The organism is Paraburkholderia oxyphila NBRC 105797 (genome assembly GCF_000685075.1).
Taxonomy (GTDB): Bacteria; Pseudomonadota; Gammaproteobacteria; order Burkholderiales; family Burkholderiaceae; genus Paraburkholderia; species Paraburkholderia oxyphila.
Window position 1 is genome coordinate 1 of the sequence record NZ_BAYD01000100.1, and the last position, 19,339, is coordinate 19,339.

The 19,339-nt window shown below is 66.7% G+C and carries 15 protein-coding genes and 2 pseudogenes; 7 read left to right on the forward strand and 10 right to left on the reverse strand.

From position 1 onward, the window contains the following. Positions 1-122 precede the first annotated feature (122 nt). A complete protein-coding gene (locus tag BO1_RS38230; RefSeq protein WP_028222082.1) occupies positions 123-989 on the forward strand; it encodes an SDR family NAD(P)-dependent oxidoreductase in 867 nt (288 codons plus the stop codon). Positions 990-1,004: 15 nt separating this feature from the next. Here BO1_RS38230 and BO1_RS59750 read toward each other — a convergent pair whose 3' ends face one another. The 3 genes and pseudogenes from BO1_RS59750 to BO1_RS62170 form a co-directional block, all read right to left on the reverse strand. Continuing rightward, entirely contained in the window at positions 1,005-2,300 is a 1,296-nt protein-coding gene (locus BO1_RS59750) for an O-linked N-acetylglucosamine transferase, SPINDLY family protein (protein WP_245644007.1), read from the reverse strand. A 27-nt stretch (positions 2,301-2,327) separates the two neighbouring features. Further along, positions 2,328-2,546: pseudogene (locus tag BO1_RS62165) on the reverse strand (hypothetical protein); the annotation flags it as partial. Then, positions 2,464-3,123, reverse strand: a pseudogene (locus BO1_RS62170) (tetratricopeptide repeat protein); the annotation flags it as partial. The pseudogenes BO1_RS62165 and BO1_RS62170, both read right to left, overlap by 83 nt. On the opposite strand from BO1_RS62170, the gene BO1_RS59760 reads away from it, so the two are divergent. Then, positions 3,073-3,345 (forward strand): hypothetical protein, encoded by a 273-nt coding sequence (locus BO1_RS59760; RefSeq protein WP_052409758.1) that lies wholly within the window; start codon positions 3,073-3,075, stop codon positions 3,343-3,345. The pseudogene BO1_RS62170 and the gene BO1_RS59760 sit on opposite strands and share 51 nt — an antisense overlap. 247 nt (positions 3,346-3,592) lie before the next feature. Here the strand turns inward: BO1_RS59760 and BO1_RS38245 are convergent, their stop codons facing one another. The 6 genes from BO1_RS38245 to BO1_RS38270 form a co-directional block, all read right to left on the reverse strand. Beyond that, the gene (locus BO1_RS38245; RefSeq protein WP_028222083.1) at positions 3,593-4,603 is read right to left on the reverse strand and encodes an aldo/keto reductase; all 1,011 of its coding nucleotides are present in this window, start codon (positions 4,601-4,603) and stop codon (positions 3,593-3,595) included. A gap of 176 nt (positions 4,604-4,779) precedes the next feature. After that, positions 4,780-6,018, reverse strand: coding sequence for a CaiB/BaiF CoA transferase family protein (locus BO1_RS38250; protein WP_245644009.1), 1,239 nt, complete (start codon positions 6,016-6,018; stop codon positions 4,780-4,782). A gap of 3 nt (positions 6,019-6,021) precedes the next feature. Further along, positions 6,022-6,828: an enoyl-CoA hydratase/isomerase family protein gene (locus tag BO1_RS38255; RefSeq protein WP_028222085.1), complete on the reverse strand. Its 807-nt coding sequence runs from the start codon at positions 6,826-6,828 to the stop codon at positions 6,022-6,024. Positions 6,829-6,909: 81 nt separating this feature from the next. After that, positions 6,910-8,199: an MFS transporter gene (locus tag BO1_RS38260; protein WP_028222086.1), complete on the reverse strand. Its 1,290-nt coding sequence runs from the start codon at positions 8,197-8,199 to the stop codon at positions 6,910-6,912. 145 nt (positions 8,200-8,344) lie between these two features. After that, positions 8,345-11,428: an FAD-binding and (Fe-S)-binding domain-containing protein gene (locus BO1_RS38265; protein ID WP_028222087.1), complete on the reverse strand. Its 3,084-nt coding sequence runs from the start codon at positions 11,426-11,428 to the stop codon at positions 8,345-8,347. Positions 11,429-11,517: 89 nt separating this feature from the next. Then, positions 11,518-12,738, reverse strand: a complete 1,221-nt coding sequence (locus BO1_RS38270) for a pyridoxal-phosphate-dependent aminotransferase family protein (protein WP_028222088.1) — start codon at positions 12,736-12,738, stop codon at positions 11,518-11,520. A 220-nt stretch (positions 12,739-12,958) separates the two neighbouring features. On the opposite strand from BO1_RS38270, the gene BO1_RS38275 reads away from it, so the two are divergent. The 5 genes from BO1_RS38275 to BO1_RS38300 all read left to right on the forward strand — a co-directional run bounded on the left by BO1_RS38275 (position 12,959) and on the right by BO1_RS38300 (position 17,825). After that, positions 12,959-13,702 (forward strand): GntR family transcriptional regulator, encoded by a 744-nt coding sequence (locus BO1_RS38275; RefSeq protein WP_028222089.1) that lies wholly within the window; start codon positions 12,959-12,961, stop codon positions 13,700-13,702. 638 nt (positions 13,703-14,340) lie between these two features. Beyond that, entirely contained in the window at positions 14,341-15,057 is a 717-nt protein-coding gene (locus BO1_RS38285; protein ID WP_028222090.1) for an ABC transporter permease, read from the forward strand. Beyond that, a complete protein-coding gene (locus tag BO1_RS38290) occupies positions 15,054-15,989 on the forward strand; it encodes a glycine betaine ABC transporter substrate-binding protein (RefSeq protein ID WP_167338430.1) in 936 nt (311 codons plus the stop codon). Before BO1_RS38285 ends, BO1_RS38290 begins: the two co-directional genes overlap by 4 nt. Before the next feature lie 10 nt (positions 15,990-15,999). Continuing rightward, positions 16,000-16,653: an ABC transporter permease gene (locus BO1_RS38295; RefSeq protein ID WP_028222092.1), complete on the forward strand. Its 654-nt coding sequence runs from the start codon at positions 16,000-16,002 to the stop codon at positions 16,651-16,653. Further along, complete coding sequence (locus tag BO1_RS38300) at positions 16,650-17,825, forward strand: osmoprotectant ABC transporter ATP-binding protein OsmV (RefSeq protein ID WP_028222093.1); 1,176 nt, start codon at positions 16,650-16,652, stop codon at positions 17,823-17,825. The genes BO1_RS38295 and BO1_RS38300 overlap by 4 nt, the downstream gene beginning before the upstream one ends. A gap of 292 nt (positions 17,826-18,117) precedes the next feature. On the opposite strand, the gene BO1_RS38305 is transcribed toward BO1_RS38300, so the two are convergent. Next, a complete protein-coding gene (locus BO1_RS38305) occupies positions 18,118-19,329 on the reverse strand; it encodes a M20 aminoacylase family protein (RefSeq protein ID WP_028222094.1) in 1,212 nt (403 codons plus the stop codon). Positions 19,330-19,339: the final 10 nt, after the last annotated feature.

Sequence of the window (19,339 nt, forward strand, 5' to 3'; positions counted from 1 at the left end):
TCCCATAACTCACAAAAAATTAGAATTCCAAAATAAAAAATAAAATTTGAAAATTTCTTCACCCGAACCATAATCCCGCCGCATCTTGCGGCCCCCTAACAACAATCATGGAGCACCCAGGCATGTCCAAACAATCCCGCCCATACATTGCCCTCGTAACTGGCGCTTCGCGCGGCGCAGGCAAAGGCATTGCCCTCGCACTAGGCGCCGCTGGCGCCACCGTCTACGTGACAGGCCGCTCCCAGCATGAAGGCGACGCGCCCCTCCCCGGCACCATCCACGCGACAGCTGCAGAAATCACCCGCCTGGGCGGCCGAGGCATCGCCCTCGCCTGCGACCACGCCGACGACACCCAGGTCGAAGCCGCCTTCGCACGCATCCGCGACGATGAAGGCCGCCTCGACGTGCTAGTCAACAACGCAACCGTCCTCCACGACGAACTCATCCGCCCCGCACCATTCTGGGAAAAGCCAATGGAAATGGTCAACATCCTGAACGTAGGCCTGCGCTCAGCCTACATCGCGAGCTGGCACGCAGCACGCTTGATGTCCGCGCAACGCGACGGCCTGATCGCCTTCACCTCGTCGTTCGGTGCAAGCTGCTACATGCACGGCGCGGCCTACGGCGCACAAAAAGCCGGCGTGGATAAATTCGCGAAAGATATGGCAGTGGACCTGCGCCCCTTCAACGTGGCAGCAGTGTCGATCTGGATGGGCATGCTCCAGACCGAGCGCACCGCACGCGTGATCGCCGCGCATCCCGAGCAGTACGCCGGTTTCAGCGAGCTAGCGGAAAGCCCGCAATTCACCGGACGCCTGGTCGATGCACTCTATCGCGATCCGCAACGCGAGCAGAAGTCGGGCCTCGTGCTCGTGGGCGCCGAGCTCGCGCGCGAATATGGCATTACCGATATCGACGGTCGACAGCCCCCTTCGCATCGCGAGCAACTGGGCGGCCCAGTGCAGGCGCATCCAGCCATCGTTGCGTGAGGCCAGCGCTTCACGCTATGGCAAACGGGCGGATGGCGCGTCGCGCACATCCGCACACCACGCCTCCCACATGTGCCGATAAGCGGCCTCCACGTTGCGCGCGAAACGCGCGCCGTCCATGAGCGGCGAAGCCTCCATGCGCGCGCGCAGTTCCGCGCGCAGTGCGGCGAGCCGAGGCAGATCGCGCGCAAGCGCCGTCACGATGGCAACGTAGTCCGCTTCGTTGTCCGCCGCCAGCTCCCGCAAACCCAGATTGGCCAGCAGGCAAAGCCCGGCGCGGCTCAGCGCCGTGCGGCCATAACGGGTGGGAACCGGCACGCCCATCCACAAGGCGTCGAGACTCGTGGTGTGGCCATTGGCTGGAAACGTGTCGAGCGCGATGTCGATCTGGTGGTAAGTCCGAAGATAGTCGGCGCGCAATTGAAATCCCACGAAGCTCACGCGCGCCGGATCGACGCCGTGCGCGGCCAGACGCTCGGCAAGCTGCTCACGGGCCCCGCCGGGAGGCGCCAGCAGCACAAGCCGCGCATCGGGCAGCGCCGCAAACACGCCGGACCAGAGCGACAGTGTGGCATCGGTCAGCTTGGATGGATTGTTCAGGCATCCGAATGTAATATGCCCGGCCGAAAGTGCCGGCAACGCGTTCCCCTCCACGCCAGGCGCGAGTGCGTCGTAGCACCAGAAGGCGTCCGGCAAGCGCAGCGAGCGCTCCGTGTACTGGTCGTCCACGCGCGGGTCATCAGGCGGATCGATCCACGGGTCGGTCAGGCGCCAGCCAATCGACGGGCTGCCCGTCGTGCCCGGGTATGCGAGCCACGCCACCTGCACAGGCGCGGGCCGCCGCGCGAACAACAGGCGCCGCGCGCCGTCCATGTGCATCGTGAGGTCGACGAGAATGTCGATGCCGTCGTCGCGAATTTGCTGCGCAAGGCGTGCGTCGTCGAACTCCCACACGTCACGCCAGACGTCCGCGTAGCTCGCGAGGCGCGCGGTGACGTCGTCGCGCTGTGCGCTCAGCGCATAGCAGACGATCTCGAAGGCCGCGTGATTGTGGTGGCCAAAGAGCGGCGTCGTGAACAGCGACTGGCAATGGTTGCGAAAGTCCGGCGAGACATAGCCGATGCGCAGGCGCCGCGCGGTGTCGGGCGTGTTCGCATGGCGCGCGCCCGCGCTCGTGGCCAGCAGCGCCGCCTCGTGCCGCGCGGAGAACTGCTCGGCCTCGACGCGGATCGCATGACCGTCGTCCACGGCGAACATCAGCGAGAACAGCAGATTGCTGTTTGCGCCGATGTGGGCGGGATCGCAGGCCATCGCCCGACGATAGCAGGCGATGGCCTCGTCGATCCGGCCGGCCTTGCTGCACGCGTTGCCGAGATTGATATGCGCATCGGCAAAGTCCGGCTTCAGTTCGACGGCGCGTGTAAGCGCGGCGCGCCTCGTCGTGCCGGGCGAGCTTGAGCAGCACGTTGCCCAGGTTGCTCCACGCGGAGACCCGTTGCGGATCGAGTTCGATCGCGCGCTCGAGCGCAACCCTGGCTTCGTCGATGCGCGTCCCACCGCTCAGGATCGCGCCGATATTCGTGAGGATCTCGACCGAGTCCGGCGCGAGCGTGCGCGCGTGTTCGAGCACGGCCAGCGCTTGCGTGACGCGCTTGCCCGCCAGCATCACCTTCGCGAGATTGTTCCAGGCGTTCGCGTGGCCCGGCGCGAGGGCCACCGTGCGACGCAGCATGGTTTCCGCGCGGTCGAGCTCGTTGGCGTTCAACAGCATGGTCCCGTAGTTGAAGTGGATCGCGGCATGCTGCGGCGCCAGCGCGAGCGCGCGTTCGAACAATTCCGACGCCCGCGCGGCGTCGCCCGCTTCGCCGTACAGGTGGCCGAGGTTGTTCAGCGCGATGGGTGAGCCCGGCCGCAGTTCGAGGGCGCGCTTCAACGCGTAGATGGCCATGTCCCGCTCGGCGGCACCAGCGCAGGTCATGGCGAAGCCCACCAGAAACACCGGGTCCTCGCGCGCCACAAGCGCGCGGCCGATCAGCGCCCTTGCGGCCAGGCGGTCGCGCCCGATCTCGAGGAGGCCCGCGAGATGCAGTGCATCGGCGTCGTGCGGGCCGGCGGCAATGAGACGCTCGCACATGGCGCGCGCGGTTTCGGTCTCGCCGCGTTGCCAGGCGGCTTCGGCGGCGGCGAACGTATCGCCGCTGACTTCGGGGGTTGGAGGCGTGGACATGGTCGCGGAATCTTCCATCAGGGCCAGCAAGTTCAGTCGCGCGTTCGGCTGCGACTGCGGGCGCCGATGTTAAGCAAACTGCGATCTCAAAGCATTCAGAACGCGCTTAAGCAACGAGCAGCGTTCTGAAATTTCGATGGCGTTTGCCGTGAGTCAAATTCCATGAAGGCGCAGGCGCGGCAATGGGTGCCTTTCCGGGCCAGCCCGGTGGCCATCAACACGACCAGGTCGCCAAGGACATGATCGCGGTGCGCATCGGGTCCGATCTGAAAATCGCATCGTGGCCTCCCCCGCTTACCTCGTGAAGCACAAGGCGCCGATGCGCCGCACCGCAAGCGCTCGTAGTCGTTCACGGCCGGGTTTGACCCGGCCGCGCTCAGCCAGCCTTGCGGCCCTCGACCGGATAGCCGGGATCGGTATAGCCCGGCGTCGACGCATGGCCCGGCGGCACGAGGCTGTCAATGAACTGCTCGTCCTCAGGACTCAATTGAAGCGCCAGCGCTTCGACGTAGCTGTCCCAATGCGCCTCGGTGCGCGGCCCCGCGATCGTCGAGCTCACGAGCCGGTTGTTGAGCACCCACGCGAGCGCGAACGCAACCGAAGTCGTGCCGCGCTGAGCCGCGTGCTCCGCAATCCGCTGCGCGATGTGCAACGACTCGGCACGCCACTCCGTCTGCTGGATGCGCCGGTCGCCGCGCCCCGCGCGGCTGTCCGCGGGCGGCGGCGCGTCCACCACATATTTCCCGGTCAGCACACCGCGCGCGAGCGGGCTGTACGGGACCACGCCCAGGCCGAAATGCGCGGCGGCGGGCAGCTGCTCGACTTCGGCGCTGCGGTCCACGATGTTGTAGAGCGGCTCGCTCGCAACGGGCCGCTCGATGCCGAGCTGGTCCGCGATGCGCACCACTTCAGCGATGCGCCAGCCGCGGAAATTGGAAAGCCCGAAATAGCGCACCTTGCCCTGGCGGATCAGATCGCCCACCGCCCGCACGCCCTCTTCGAGCGGCAGATCGGGCAAGGCGCGATGGAAATAGAGCACGTCGATATAGTCGGTGTTCAGACGCTTCAGGCTCGCCTCGACCGACTGGAAGATCCATTTGCGCGACTGCCCCTGCTGGTTGGGGCCCTGCGCGGGGCCCGCGGGATAGCCGAACTTCGTTGCCACGACCCAGTCGTCGCGGCGCGCCGCGATGGCGCGACCCACGATCTCTTCGGAGCGGCCAGCGTGGTAAACGTCGGCGGTATCGATGAAGTTGACGCCCTGCTCGAAGGCCTTGTCGATGATGCGCCTCGCCGTCGCCTCATCGGTTTCGCCGCCGAACATCATGGCGCCGAGACACAACGGCGAAACCTTCAGGCCGCTGCGGCCCAGATAGCGATAATCCATAACCCCAAACTCCAAAGTGGCTGCACGTCGGATCGACGGCCAGAACGCTCATTAGAAACCAGCGCGCCCATCGGATAAAGGTGGATAAACCGCATGCGTTCATGAATGGCGTTCATCAATCCCCATGCAGGCGCGCACTGAGTGACGAGGAGCCTCGCCTGCAATCGCCGCCAGCCTCAGCGCCCCACGCCAACCGCGCCTTCCGCTTCGAGTGCGTGAATCCGCGTTTCGTCGTAGCCATATTCGCGCAGCACCTCGACGGTGTGCTCGCCGTACAGCGGTGCGGGACGCGCGTGCGTTGTCGGACCCTCCGAAAAGTGGATCGGCAAGCCTATGCCCTTGAACTGCCCGCTCACCGGATGCCCGGTCTGCACGATCATCCCGCGCGCGATGGCCTGCTCGTGCGAGGCCGCCTCGGGCACGCTGAGCACCGGGCCGCACGGCAAGCCGATCTCGTCGAAGAGCGCAAGCCACTGCGCCGTGGTGCGCTCGCGCAGGCGCACACTCAGGATCTCCACGAGCGCAGCGCGATGCGCGAGACGCCCCGCGTTGGTGGCAAAGCGCGCGTCGTCCGCGAGCCCGGGGATGGCGAGCGCCGCAACCAGCCGCTCGTAATTGCTCTGATTCGCCGCGCCCACGTTGACCCAGCCGTCGCGCGTTTCGAACGCCTGATAAGGCGCGCTCGTGGGATTGGCCGAGCCGGCTTTTTCGAGCACAGTGCCATCGGCGAAGTAGTTGGCGAACGCCCAGTACATCTGCTGCAGACCTGCTTCGAACAACGAAGTATCCACCATCTGCCCGCGGCCCGTGCGCTGCCGGCCCGCCCAGGCGGCGCAGATGCCGAGCGCCGCCAGAATGCCCGCGTTGATGTCCGTGACCGGCGAGCCCGCCTTGATCGGCGCCTGCCCCGGCTCGCCTGTCATGCTCATCAGGCCACTCATGCCCTGTGCGATGAGGTCGAAGCCGCCCTTGTCCGCGTACGGCCCGCTGCGTCCGTAGCCGGAGATCGCGCAATAGATGAGCCCCGGGTTCTCGGCCTTCAGCGTTTCGTAGCCCATGCCGAGCTTTTCCATCGTGCCGCGCCGGTAGTTCTCGGTCACGACGTCGGCGCTCGCGAGCAGACGCCGCAGCACGGCGCGGCCGCCCTCGGTCTTCAGGTCGAGCGCGATGCCGCGCTTGCCGCGATTGACCATCATGAACGAGGCGGACTCGCCGCTCGCGAGGATTGGCGCGAAACGGCGGCAGTCGTCGCCGCCCGGCATCTTCTCCACCTTGATGACCTCGGCGCCCATGTCGGCGAGCATCATGCCGCAGACCGGCCCCGACATGATGTGCGCAAGCTCGATCACCTTCATGCCCGCGAGCGGCCCCGTACGTGCGTGCGCGTTTGATTCGCTGCGTCGCGTGTCTTCCATCTCTCAGCGTCCCTTGAATTGTGGCGTCTCTTTCGCGAGAAACGCCTGATAGCCGATGCGGAAATCCTCGCTGCCGTAGCACGCGAAACCCTCGTCGCGCTCGGCCTGCGTGAGCGGCGCGGGGTTGCGCGCGCGGCGCACGAACTGCTTGTGCCAGCGCGCGACGAGCGGCGCGCCCGCCGCAATGCGCTGTGCCGCCGCGAGCGCCTCCGCACTCACCTCGGCGTCGGGCACCACGCGCGTGACGAGGCCTTTGGCAAACGCTTCGCGCGCGTCGAGAATGCGGCCTTCGAGCAGGATCTCCAGCGCCACGGCCTCGCCTGCGAGGCGCAGCAGCGCTTCGAGTTCGGCATGCGCCATCACGAGCCCGAGGTTCTTGATGGGCGCGCCGAAGCGGCTGGACTCGCCGCAGATGCGCAAATCGCACAGCGCCGCCAGCTCCAGCCCGCCGCCCACGCAAATGCCGTGAATCATCGCGACCACGGGCACCGGGCACGCGTCGATCAGCCCGAGCGTGCGATGCATGAGCGCGCCGTATGCACGCGCCTGCTCGACGTTCGAGCGGTCGGTGGCGAACTCGCCGATGTCGTTGCCGGGCGAAAACGCCTTTTCGCCCGCGCCGCGCAGCACGATGCAGCGCAAGCTGTCATCGGCGGCAAGCGCCTCGAAGGTGTCGCCAAGCGCGCGCCAGAGCGTGCGCGTGAGCGCATTGAGCTTTGCGGGGCGATCGATCGTCACGATGGCGATCGCGCCGTCGCTTCCGGTGCGCTCAGTTTGAATGGCGCCGTAGGTGGCGGTATCGTCGTTCATGCGCGTTCCTCGCAGAGGGATCGTTTCCTGGAACGGCGCGCCCACCTCCGCGCGCCACGTTTGACCACCCCGCCCGCAGGCTCAGGCCGTCGTGTGTGCATGTGCACCGTCGACCGAACCCTCCGCGCTGTCGAGCGCGCGGTCCGGGCGCATCGTGAACGAGAGCACGATGCCCAGCGCCATGATCGCCATCGACACGGTGAACGGCAGGTTCCAGTTGCCGGTGCGGTCGATCAGCCAGCCGCCCACCACGGGGCTCACGATGGCCGCCGCGGCCGAGCCCGTGTTCATGATCCCGCTCGCGGTGCCAGCGTGCCTGGGCGCGATGTCCATGGGCACGGCCCACATCGGCCCGATGGTCATCTCGTTGAAGAAGAAGCCCGCGCTCAGGCATAGCGCGGCCAGCGTCACCGTCACGTTCTGCACGAGCAGGATAGGCGCGAGCGAAAGCAGCGTGAGCAGCATGCACACGCCCACCATCACGTTGCGCGCGAGGCGCAGGTTGCGGCTCTTCTTGAGGATGCGGTCGGTGACCGAGCCGCCGAGCCAGTCGCCCAGCACGCCCGCGAAGAACACGCCCGAGGCGAACAGCGCCGACTGGGCCAGGTGCATGTGGTAGTTGTGCAGGAAGTACTGCGGAATCCAGCCGAGGAACAGCCACAGCACCCAGCCATAGCAGAAGTACACGGCCGTGACCGGTGACATGCGCGCGACGAGCCGCCGCCACGGCACAGGTGCGCGCTCCTTCGCGCCGGAAAAGCGCTCGAGCCCTTCGCATTCGGCGGCGGTGATGCGCGGATGCGCGCGCGGATCGTCGCGGAAGTACCAGATCCACAGCATGGCCCAGATGAAGCTCGCGACGCCCGTGACGATGAACGCACCGCGCCAGCCCGACATCAGCATGAGCCAGACGATGAGCGGCGGCGCGATGGCATTGCCGATGCGCGAGGCGGCGTGCGTCGTGCCCTGCGCGAAGCCGCGCCGGTTCGCCGGCATCCAGTTCGACATCGCGCGCGTGGCGGTGGGGAACGTCGCGCCTTCGCCGAGGCCGAGCAGCAAGCGCGCCACGATCATGGAGGCGAAACCGCTCGCGAGACCGGTGAGCACGGTGGCGCCGGCCCAGATCACGGCGCAGACGGCCAGCGTGCGGCGCGGGCCGAAGCGGTCGCCCACCCAGCCGCCGATGATCTGGAACAGCAGATACGGATACGCGAAGGCGGAAAACACGATGCCGACCTCGGTATGCGAGAGATGAAGCTCGGCCGCGAACTGGCTTGCAGCCGTGCTCACGTTGACGCGATCGACATAGGTGATGAGGTACATCGCGCACAGCAATAGCAGCACGCGTGTGGTGGCTCGGCGCAACATCATCGTCTCCTTGCTGGAAGTGTTCTGGCGCGGCGCGAGACGTGCGCTCGCAGCCCGCTTCGCCTCGCGGCGGGTACTTCAGGACTCCGGATGTTTCGACTTCTGTTTCGGGCGCAGTGGCTGCCACCCTGTGCCGCTCGCAGGCGATTCAGCGCGGTGGACTGAGTGCGCGCTCCAGCACCTGGGCAACGTGCAGTGCGCGCGCACTGGCGCCATCGGCGATCTGATGGCGGCAGCTCGTGCCGTCTGCGACCACCAGCGCGTCGCCCGCTGCCTGCGCGGCGCGCACCGCGGGCAAGAGCGCCAGCTCCGCCATCGCGAGCGAGGTTGCGTAATGCTCGCGCTCGTAGCCGAAGCTGCCCGCCATGCCGCAACACGACGATTCGACCGGCGCGAGCGCGAGCCCCGGGATCCAGCCGAGCACCGTCTGCACCGGCGTGAACGCGTCGAACGCTTTCTGGTGGCAATGGCCGTGGACGACGGCGCGTGCCTCAGGCAGCGCATGGAGCTTGAGGTCGAGGCGCCCCGCCGCGTGCTCGCGTACGAGGAATTCCTCGAAGAGCAGCGCGTGGCGCGCGAGCTTCGTGGCGGCCTCGCCGAAACCGTAGGCAGTCCATTCGTCGCGCAGCGTGAGCAGGCACGAGGGCTCCAGCCCCACGATGGGCACGCCGCGCTCGACCCAGGGCATGAGCGCATCGAGCGAGCGGCGCGCCTCGGCCTTGGCCTCGTCGACGAGACCCGCCGCTAGAAACGTGCGTCCGCAGCAGAGCGGGCGCTCGCCCGCCACGGTGTTCAGGCGCACCGTGTAGCCCGCCGCCTCCAGCACCCGCTTGGCGGCGCGCGCGATGCCGGGCTCGATGTAGTTGCTAAACGTGTCGACGAAGAGCAGCACCTCGCCTGCTGTCGAAGCCTTCGCCGCGTCATTCGCCATCGCCTCGGCCGTCCCGGTGAACGGGCGCACGATGCGCGGGAACGCGCGCTCCGGCGCGAAGCCGATACGGCGCTTGAGCCATGCCGCCAGGCGCGGCAAGCGCTCGATTGCAGGCAGCGCGCCGGGCACGCGGCTCGCGAGCGGCGCATAGCGCGGCAGGTACGCAACGAGCCGCTCGCGCAGGTCCAGGCCGTGCGCGCGCTGCCATGCCGCGCGCGCCTCGATCTTCAGGCGCGCCATATCCACGCCGGTCGGGCAATCGCGCTTGCAGCCCTTGCACGACACGCACAGGTCGAGCACGTCCTTGACGGCGCGGCTCGCCAGACCGCCTTCAGCCTCTCCACTCGTGGGGCCGCCAGCGCTCTCCATGGATTCCAGCTGCCCCGACAAGGCAAGCCGCAACGTATTCGCACGCCCGCGCGTGACATGCTGCTCGTCGCGCGTGACGCGATAGCTCGGGCACATCGTGCCCGCGTCGAACTTGCGGCAATGGCCATTGTTGTTGCACATCTCGACGGCCTTCGCCAGCCCCTCGCTCGCGTCGCCGCCCGAACCCGGCGCGCCCTCGGCGCCCGTCAGCGGATCGCGCGTGACATTCCACGCCGACCAGTCCAGCGCGGGCCGCCACGCGCGCTCGCGGTAGCCGGGCGCGAAGCGGAAGTTCGCGGCCTCGTCCATCTTCGGCGGATGGACGATGCGGTCCGGGCTCATGCGGTTCGCGGGATCGAAGAGCGCCTTGATTTCGGCGAACGCCGCATTGATGCGTGGTCCGTACTGCCAGGCAACCCATTCGCCACGGCACAGGCCATCGCCGTGCTCGCCCGAGAACGCGCCCTTGTACTCGCGCACCATCTCAGCGGCCTCTTCGGCAATCGCGCGCATCTTCTGCGCGCCGTCGCGACGCATGTCGAGTATCGGGCGCACGTGCAGCGTCCCCACGCTCGCATGCGCGTACCACGTGCCTTCCGTGCCGTGGCGATGGAACACCTCGGTCAGGCGGCTCGTGTAATCGGCCAGATGCTCGAGTGGCACCGCGCAATCCTCGATGAACGAGACCGGCTTGCCGTCGCCCTTCATGCTCATCATGATGTTCAGGCCCGCCTTGCGCACGTCCCAGAGCGCTTTCTGCGCGGCCGCGTCGGGCATCTCGACCACGCTGCCGGGCAGGCCCAGATCGCCCATCAGCTCCACGAGCTGCGCGAGGCGCGCAAGCTGGACCTCGCGATCGTCGCCCGCGAATTCCACCAGCAGCACCGCCTGCGGCGCGCCCACCAGCGCACGTTCGATCACGGGCCGGAACGCGGGATTGTCGAGCGCAAGGTCGATCATCGTGCGATCGACGAGTTCGACCGCGCTCGGCCCGAGCTTGACGATGTGCTGCGTGAGATCCATCGCCCCATAGAAGCTGGGGAAGTTCACCACGCCCAGCGCCTTGTGGCGCGGCAGTGGCGCGAGGCGCAGCGTCAACTGGCGGCTGAACGCCAGCGTGCCCTCGGAACCCACCAGCAGGTTCGCGAGATTCGGCTCGCCGTCGCGCTCGAACGCGAGCGGGTTCTGGCAATCGAACAGATCGAGGTTGTAGCCGGCCACGCGGCGCAGCACCTTCGGCACACGCTCGCGCAGTTCGTCGCGCTCGCGTTCGGCAATGGCGCGCACGCCCCAGACGAGCGCGCGTGTGTGCGCATCGCCCGACATTTCGGACAACTTTCCGAAAACGGTCTCGTGGCCGTCTGCGAGCACCGCATCGATGGCGGCTACGTTGTGCACCATGATGCCGTACTCGATCGAGCGCGAGCCGCACGAGTTGTTGCCGGCCATGCCGCCTATCGTGCATTGCGCGCCCGTGGAGACGTCCACCGGAAACCACAGGCCGTGCGGCTTGAGCCATGCATTGAGATGGTCGAGCACGACGCCCGGCTCGACCGTCACGGTGCGCGCCTCGGCGTCGAAGGCCACGATGCGGTTGAGCCACTTGCTCGTGTCGATCACGAGCGCCTCGCCCACGGTCTGCCCGCACTGGCTCGTGCCGGCGCCGCGCGCCAGCACCGGCGCAGCCGTATCGCGGGCGATGTCGAGCGCAACGCGCAGATCGTCCTGATCGCGCGGCACCGCCACGCCAATGGGCATGATCTGGTAGATCGACGCATCGGTGGCGTAGCGGCCGCGCGAGGCGCGGTCGAACAGCACGTCGCCGCGCAATTCGCGCGTGAGCCGCGCGGCGAGCGGGGTGAGCGCCGCACGCGCGGATGCGGGCATGAGCCGGATGGGCTGAACGAGCGGTTTGGGTGTGGACGTGAGCATCGGATAGTCGGTCGAAACGTCGGGCGTTCAAACGTCGTGCATCGGATCGTCGCGGTTTGCGTGCATAGGCACACTAGCGAGGCGTGAACTCACGCCACCGCCTTCAGCCGAGGCGCGCTCTCATGCTGCGCGAGGTAGTCCATCGCCGCGCCCACGCCGCTCGCGCGCAGCGTCACGCCCGCGAGCCGCAGCCCCATCTCGCAGCCCGCGAGCGCCGCCATCAGCGCGAGGTCGTTGCAGTCGCCGAGATGGCCGATGCGGAACATGCGCCCCTTCACCTTGCCGAGCCCCGTGCCCAGCGACAGATCGAAGCGTTCGTAGATGAGCTTGCGCACCGCGTCTGCATCCACGCCTTCCGGCATGACCACGCCCGTGAGCACCGGCGAATACACGGCCGGGTCCACGCATTGAATTTCGAGCCCCCATGCCGTTACCGCCGCGCGGCACGCGGCCGCCAGCCGCCGATGGCGCGCGAACACGTTGTCGAGCCCCTCGCCCAGAATCATCTCGAGCGCTTCCGAGAGGCCGTACAGCAGGTTCGTATTGGGCGTATAGGGCCAGTAGCCGTCCTTGTTCATTTCAACGATCTCGGCCCAGCTCCAGAACGCGCGCGGCAGCTTCGCTTCGCGGCTCGCCTCCAGCGCCTTCTGCGAAAGCGCGTTGAAGCTGATGCCAGGCGGCAGCATCAAGCCCTTCTGCGAGCCCGACACGGTCACGTCAACGCCCCACTCGTCGTGCCGGTAGTCGGCGCAGGCGAGGCCCGAGATCGTGTCCACCATGAAGAGCGCCGGGTGCCCCGCCGCATCGATGGCGCGGCGCACGGCGGCGATATCGGAGGTCACGCCCGTCGAGGTCTCGTTGTGCACGACGCAGACTGCCTTGATCGCATGGCCCGTGTCCGCGCGCAGACGCGCCTCGATCATGTCCGCCTGCACGCCACGCCGCCACCCCTCCACGCCGGGCAGGCCGAGAAACTCGGGCTTCAGGCCCAGGCTCTCCGCCATCTTCTTCCACAGCGTCGCGAAGTGGCCGGTTTCGTACATCAGCACTGCGTCGCCGGGCGAGAGCGTGTTGGTGAGCGCCGCCTCCCACGCGCCGGTGCCCGAAGCGGGATAGATCACCACGGGCTGCGTGGTCTTGAAGATTTTCTTGATGCCGTCCAGCACCGAAAGCCCCAGCGCGCCGAACTCGGGCCCGCGGTGGTCGATGGTCGGATAGCTCATCGCGCGCAGGATGCGATCGGGCACGGGGCTCGGGCCGGGAATCTGCAGGAAATGGCGGCCGGCGGGATGGAAGTCGAGTTTCAGCATGAAGAGGTCCCACGTTCAAGGAAGGTCGGAAGTACTTCAGTCGATGCCACCCGATTCAGCTGAAATGGCATTTTGCATGCAAAATACTTTAGTGCACCGTTGAGCAGATGCAAGGTGAAATTGGCCGGAATCGGCCCAGGGGAAACCCGGCAGTGCGGCGCAACCAGGCGCCGGCGGCAGCCAGGCTAGAATGAGGGCAAGTTGGACGATGGGGTCTCGTATGCAAAATGCAGACATTCCGGACGCGCAACTCGCGTCCGCACAACCTGACGCGCCGGAGCTCGCGCTGCCGAAGCTCGCTCGCCAGCGCCTGCACGACACGGTGGTCGACCACCTGCGCGAATTCATCGTCGAGGGGCAGCTCGCGCCCGGCGTGAAGCTCAACGAGCGCAAGCTGTGCGAAGTGCTGGGCATTTCGCGCACGCCGCTGCGCGAGGCCCTCAAGGTGCTCGCCGCAGAAGGGCTCATCGAGATCTCGCCAAACCGTGGCGCGACCGTTGCGCAGCTGAGCGAAGCCGAGATACGCGACATGTTCGAGCTCATGAGCGGGCTCGAGGCATTCGCGGGCGAACTCGCCTGCGAGCGCATCAGCGAAACGGAGCTCGCGCAAATCAAGGCGCTGCACGCGGCGATGTTGCTGTGCCGCACGCAGAACGACCTGTCCGGCTACTACTCGCGCAATCACGCGATTCACGACCTCATCAACGTTGCGGCGCGCAACGCGGCGCTGCGCCAGACCTACGTGACGCTGAACCGGCGCCTGCAGGCGCTGCGCTTTCGCTCCAACTTCCAGACTGCGAAGTGGGACAGCGCAATACGCGACCACGAAGGCATGATTGCCGCGCTCGAGGCGCGCAACGGGCCTGCACTCTCGAAGATCCTGCGCGGCCACCTGCTCGCCAAACGCGATGCCGTGCTGGCCGAGCGCACGCTCAGCGTCGCGGGGATGAAGCGCGAGAAGTAGCGCGCGTGCGCGAGGCAACGTTCATTGGCTCGCGCCCCCTCATCGACAATTGGCCGCGAAAAGCAGGGCTCGATTCAATCGGGAATTGATACCCATCCGATTTATTTCGTCATCCAGATTATTTACCCGATATGACACGTTCAGGCACATTTGCAGCGATCGTTGACCACGATGTCAATCATATCGATCGATCCCCAAGGTAGACGCGCTCAATCGATTGCCCTATACTCAGCCTTCATTCACAAAAAGCATGATCTCGTGCGAGACGTGATGTAACTGCGGTAGTGCAACTTCGCACTTCGTTGCGTACGCATCCGTTTTGCCACATCAAAGGGGCCACCGGCCCCAGCGGCTTGGGCCTCTGCCCTCCGCATCCATGCCGTCCTCGCAGGACGGTGCCCTGCTTCAGCGCGCACGTGCCGTTTCATTGCGTCGCTGGGCTGAACATGACAATCAGACGAACGCACTAGCGCGTTCACTCGACTGCCCGTCGCACATCGTTGCGGCCGGCAAGGACTGTTTCCGTCAGTTCAATCGCGGCCATGCCGGGATTACGAACTTCCATCGCGGCGCCATCTGGCGTCTTCGCGGCGTGTGCGCTTGTGCGCGCCGCACCGAGATCGAGGGGGCGTATCTTCATGACTCGACGCACTGTCCAACTGCTGGGCAGCCTGATAGCCATAGCCGTCATCGCATGGGCGCTCGCCCGCGGAATCGGCGCCGAAACGTTTCGCAGCCATGCGGGCGATCTCGCTTATTACGCGTGCCGGCACATGCTGCTGGTTGCCTGGTCCATGGCGCTCGCCATCGTCGTGGGCGTGCCTGCCGGCGTGATGCTGAGCCGGCCGCGGTTTCAGCGCCAGGCCGAGCGCTTCATGCAGATCTTCAACATCGGCAACACGATTCCGTCGCTCGCCGTGCTCGCCATCGCGCTCGGCATTTTCGGCATCGGCGATGTGCCCGCCATCGTCGCGCTATTCCTCGCCTCGCTGCTGCCCATCACGCGCAACACCTACGAAGGCGTTAAAAACGTGCCCGCGGCGCTGCGCGAGGCCGCCAAAGGCATCGGCATGACCGGCTGGCAGTCGCTCACCCGCGTGGAGTTGCCCAACGCGCTGCCGATCATCGTCGGCGGCGTGCGCACGGCGCTCGCCATCAACGTGGGCACGGCGCCGCTCGCCTACCTGATTGGCGCGGACAGCCTCGGCTCGCTGATCTTCCCCGGCATCTATCTCGACAACCAGCCCTTGCTGCTGCTGGGCGCCTCGCTCACCGCAATACTCGCGCTCGTGCTCGACGGCATCGTCGCGGCCGGCAGCCGCCAGTGGATCGTGCGCCGCGGAGGTGCCGCATGATCGCCTTTCCCACCGCTTTGTTCACATTTCGCAGTACGATGCGATCGATCGCGCGTCTGTGTGCCGTGGGTACGCTGTGCGTGGCCGCAAGCTCTTCGGCGTTCGCCGCCAAACTCGTGCTGGGCGCGAAGAACTTCACCGAGCAATACGTGCTCGCGGAAGTGACGGCGCAATACCTGCGCTCGCGCGGCTACGACGTGGAAGTGCGCTCCGGGCTCGGCAGCACGCTCATGCGCAGCGCGCTGGAAAACGGCCAGTTCGATCTCGTGTGGGACTACACGGGCACGGCGGCGCTCGTCTACGACAAGCTCAAGGACAAGCTCTCGCCCGAGGATATGTACCAGCGCGTCAAGGCACTCGATGTGCCGCGCGGGCTCGTCTGGCTCGATGCCTCGCCGCTGAACGACACCTACGCAATCGGGCTGCCCAGCCAGTTCGCGCAGGCCTCCGGCATCAAGACGGTTTCGCAGCTCGCCGACTATCTGAAGACCCACCCCGACGCGAAGCACATCGTGTTCGGCATGGACGCGGAATTCGCGAACCGCCCCGATGGCCTCAAGCCGCTGCTGGAAACCTACGGCATGCAGTTCAGCCGCTCGCAGATGAAGCAGATGGACCCCGGGCTCGTCTACACGGCGCTGCACAACAACCAGTTGAAGATCGGCCTCGTCTACACGACCGATGGGCGCGTGAAGGGCTTCGGCATCGTGCCGCTCGATGACGACCGACACTTCTTCCCGCCGTACAACGCCACGCCCGTGGTGCGCAAGGAAGCGCTCGAGCACAACCCGAAGCTCGCGGCGCAACTCAACGCGCTTTCGGCGGCGCTCAACAACGACGTGATGCAGGACATGAACAAGGCCGTGGACCTCGACGGCAAGTCGCCGCGCGACGTGGCCGACGCCTTCCTGCGCACGCATCAGCTGCCTTGAAGGAGATCTCATGAGCGTATTCGACTATCTCGCTTCGAGCTGGCCCGAGCTGCTGCAGCTCACCTTGCAGCACATCTGGCTGGTAGGCATTGCCGTGGGCTGCGCAATCGTGGCGGGCGTGCCGCTCGGCATCGTCATCAACCGTCACGAGTGGCTCGCGGGCCCGCTGCTCGGGCTTGCCACCATCGTGCTCACGCTGCCGTCCATCGCGCTGTTCGGCCTCATGATTCCGTTCTTCTCGCGCTTCGGCCAGGGCATCGGCGCGGTGCCGGCGATCACGGCGGTATTCCTCTATTCGCTGCTGCCGATCATGCGCAACACCTGGCTCGCGCTGCGCAACGTGGACGCCGGCATCAAGGAGGCCGGCACGGGCATCGGCATGACCTCGTGGCAGCGCCTGCGCCTCGTGGACTTGCCGCTCGCGGTGCCCGTGATTCTCGCGGGCGTGCGCACCGCGGTCGTGATGAACATCGGCGTGATGACGATTGCCGCCGTGATTGGCGCGGGCGGCCTCGGCACGCTGATCCTGCGCGCCATCGGCCAGAGCAGCATGATGAAGCTGCTGGTGGGCGCGGTGCTCGTGAGCGTGCTCGCGATCGTCGCCGACCTGCTCCTGCAATGGCTGCAGCGCGCGTTGACACCGAAAGGAGTGCAAAAGACATGATCGAACTCGACAAACTGACCAAGACCTTCACCCAGAAGGACGGCCAGCCCGTGCGCGCCGTCGACTCCGTGAGCCTTGCGGTGGCAGAAGGCGAAATCTGCGTGTTCCTCGGCCCCTCGGGCTGCGGCAAGACCACCACGCTCAAGATGATCAACCGGCTCATCGCGCCCACTTCGGGCCGCGTGCTCATCGATGGCGAGGACACGTCCGGGCTCGACGAAGTCGACCTGCGCCGCCATATCGGCTATGTGATCCAGCAGATCGGCCTGTTCCCGAACATGACCATCGAGGAGAACATCACCGTGGTGCCGCGCCTGCTCGGCTGGGACAAGAAGCGCTGCGCCCAGCGCGCGCAAGAGCTCATGTCGATGGTCGCACTCGATCCGAAGCAGTATCTGAAGCGCTATCCGCGCGAGCTCTCGGGCGGCCAGCAGCAGCGCGTGGGCGTGATTCGCGCGCTCGCCGCCGACCCGCCCGTGCTGCTGATGGACGAGCCATTCGGCGCCGTGGACCCGATCAATCGCGAGTCCATCCAGAACGAGTTCTTCCAGATGCAGCGGCAACTGAAGAAGACCGTGATCATGGTGAGCCACGATATCGACGAGGCCATCAAGCTCGGCGACCGCATCGCCGTGTTCCGGCGCGGCCAGCTCGTGCAATACGATCACCCCGACACGCTGCTGGCGCGCCCGCGCGACGAATTCGTCGCGCAGTTCGTGGGCCAGGACAGCACGCTCAAGCGCCTGCTGCTCGTGAAGGCCGGCGACGCCGCCACGCAGCCTGAAACGGCGCGCGTGGACACGCCGCTCGCGCACGCCTTCGCGGTCATGGACGAAGCGGACTGCCGCTATCTGACCGTGCTCGACGAAGCGGGCCATGCGCTCGGCTATGTCACGCGCCGTGTGGCGCGCGGCGGCGACGGCGCGTGTGGCGAGCGCGTGACGCCCTTCGCGGCCAGCGTCTCGGTGGACGACAACCTGCGCATCGTACTCTCGAAGATGTATCAGTTCAGCGCTTCGTGGATGCCGGTGCTCGATGCCGACGGCGCCTGGATGGGCGAGATCACGCAGGACTCGATCGCGGCTTATTTGAGTTCGGGCCGCTCGCGCCAGCAAACGGGCCAGCCGCCCGGCGGCCCGGTCGGCGTGATCCAGGCCAGCGCGGTCGCATGAGCGCGGCCTGCGCGCTGCGGCTCGACGCAAACGGCACACCCCGCACGTCAGCGCCGAAACTGTCTGCCGCACCCAGGAAGGCGCCGACGCCGCGCTCGACCAGATCGCCCTGCTCCTGATTTCCTCGGATGAAAAGCTGCCGTTCGTCTCGCTGCGCATCGATCGCGCGGCGGGACGCGCTTAACGAAGCCCAACTGAAGAGAGTCTTAAGCGCCGTGTGCGGGATAGGCGCATAAGCGCGCGAACGACTTACGCTATAGCATGATGAAAGCCGTTCGTCAGCACAACGTTTTTATCCCGCAAGAAAGCGCTGCGCGAGCCGCACCCACGCCGCCGCGCCGAGCGGCAGCACCTGGTCGTTGAAGTCATAGCCGGGGTTGTGCACCATGCAGCCGCCGAACTCGCCTTCGCCATTGCCGAGCAACATATAGCAGCCCGGCACGGCCTTGAGCATCCACGCAAAATCCTCGCTGCCGTTCAGTCCCTTCGGCGCCTGCACGACGACGTTCTCCGCCCCCACCAGCTCCGTGCAAACCTGTTGCGCAAGCGACGTTTCATCGGGCGTGTTGACCATCGGCGGAGTGAGCTGGCGGTAATCGATATGGGCCTCCACCCCGTGAGCCTGCGCCGTGGCCGCCACGATCTCGCGCACGCGTTGCTCCACGAGTTCACGCGTCTCGGGGCGCGCCGCGCGAATGTTGACGCCTAGCGTCACCGTCTCCGGAATCACGTTGTGGGTGGCGCCGCCCTTGATGAAGCCCACCGAGACCACGGCGGTGTCGTCGGGCGCGACGTTGCGCGCGACGATCGTCTGCAGCGCCGTGATGAGCGCGGCCGCCGCCACGATGGGGTCCTTCACGCGGTGCGGCATGGCGCCGTGGCCGCCCACGCCCTTGAGCGTGACGTCGGCCACGTCGGAGGACAGGCTCACTGGCCCCTCGAGCACGCGGAACGTGCCGGCGGGCACGCCCGGCATGTTGTGCAGCGCGTAGACGGCGTCGCACGGGAAGCGCTCGAACAGGCCGTCGTCGATCATCGCCTTCGCGCCGCACAGGTTCTCTTCGTCGGGCTGGAAGATGAGGTTGAGCGTGCCGTCGAAGTCGCGCCGCTCCGCCAGCGTCTTTGCCGCCGCAAGGAGAATGGCCGTATGGCCGTCGTGGCCGCACGCGTGCATCTTGCCCGCATGCTGGCTCGCATACGGCAGGCCCGTGTTCTCGACGATGGGCAGCGCATCCATGTCGGCGCGGATGCCAAGGCGCCGCTTGCCCGTGCCCACCTTCAACTGCCCGACCACGCCACTGCGCCCGATGCCCGTGTGCACTTCATAGCCCCACTTCTCGAGCAGCATCGCCACGAGCTTCGCAGTGGCGCCCACTTCAAACCCCAGTTCGGGCTGCGAATGAATCTGGCGGCGGATGCCGATGAACGTTTCGGCATCGATTTCGATTTCAGGCAGCAGCGTGGGCAACAGTTGAAACGGCGTAAGCGTGGAATCGCGCTTCATGTCGGTGGCG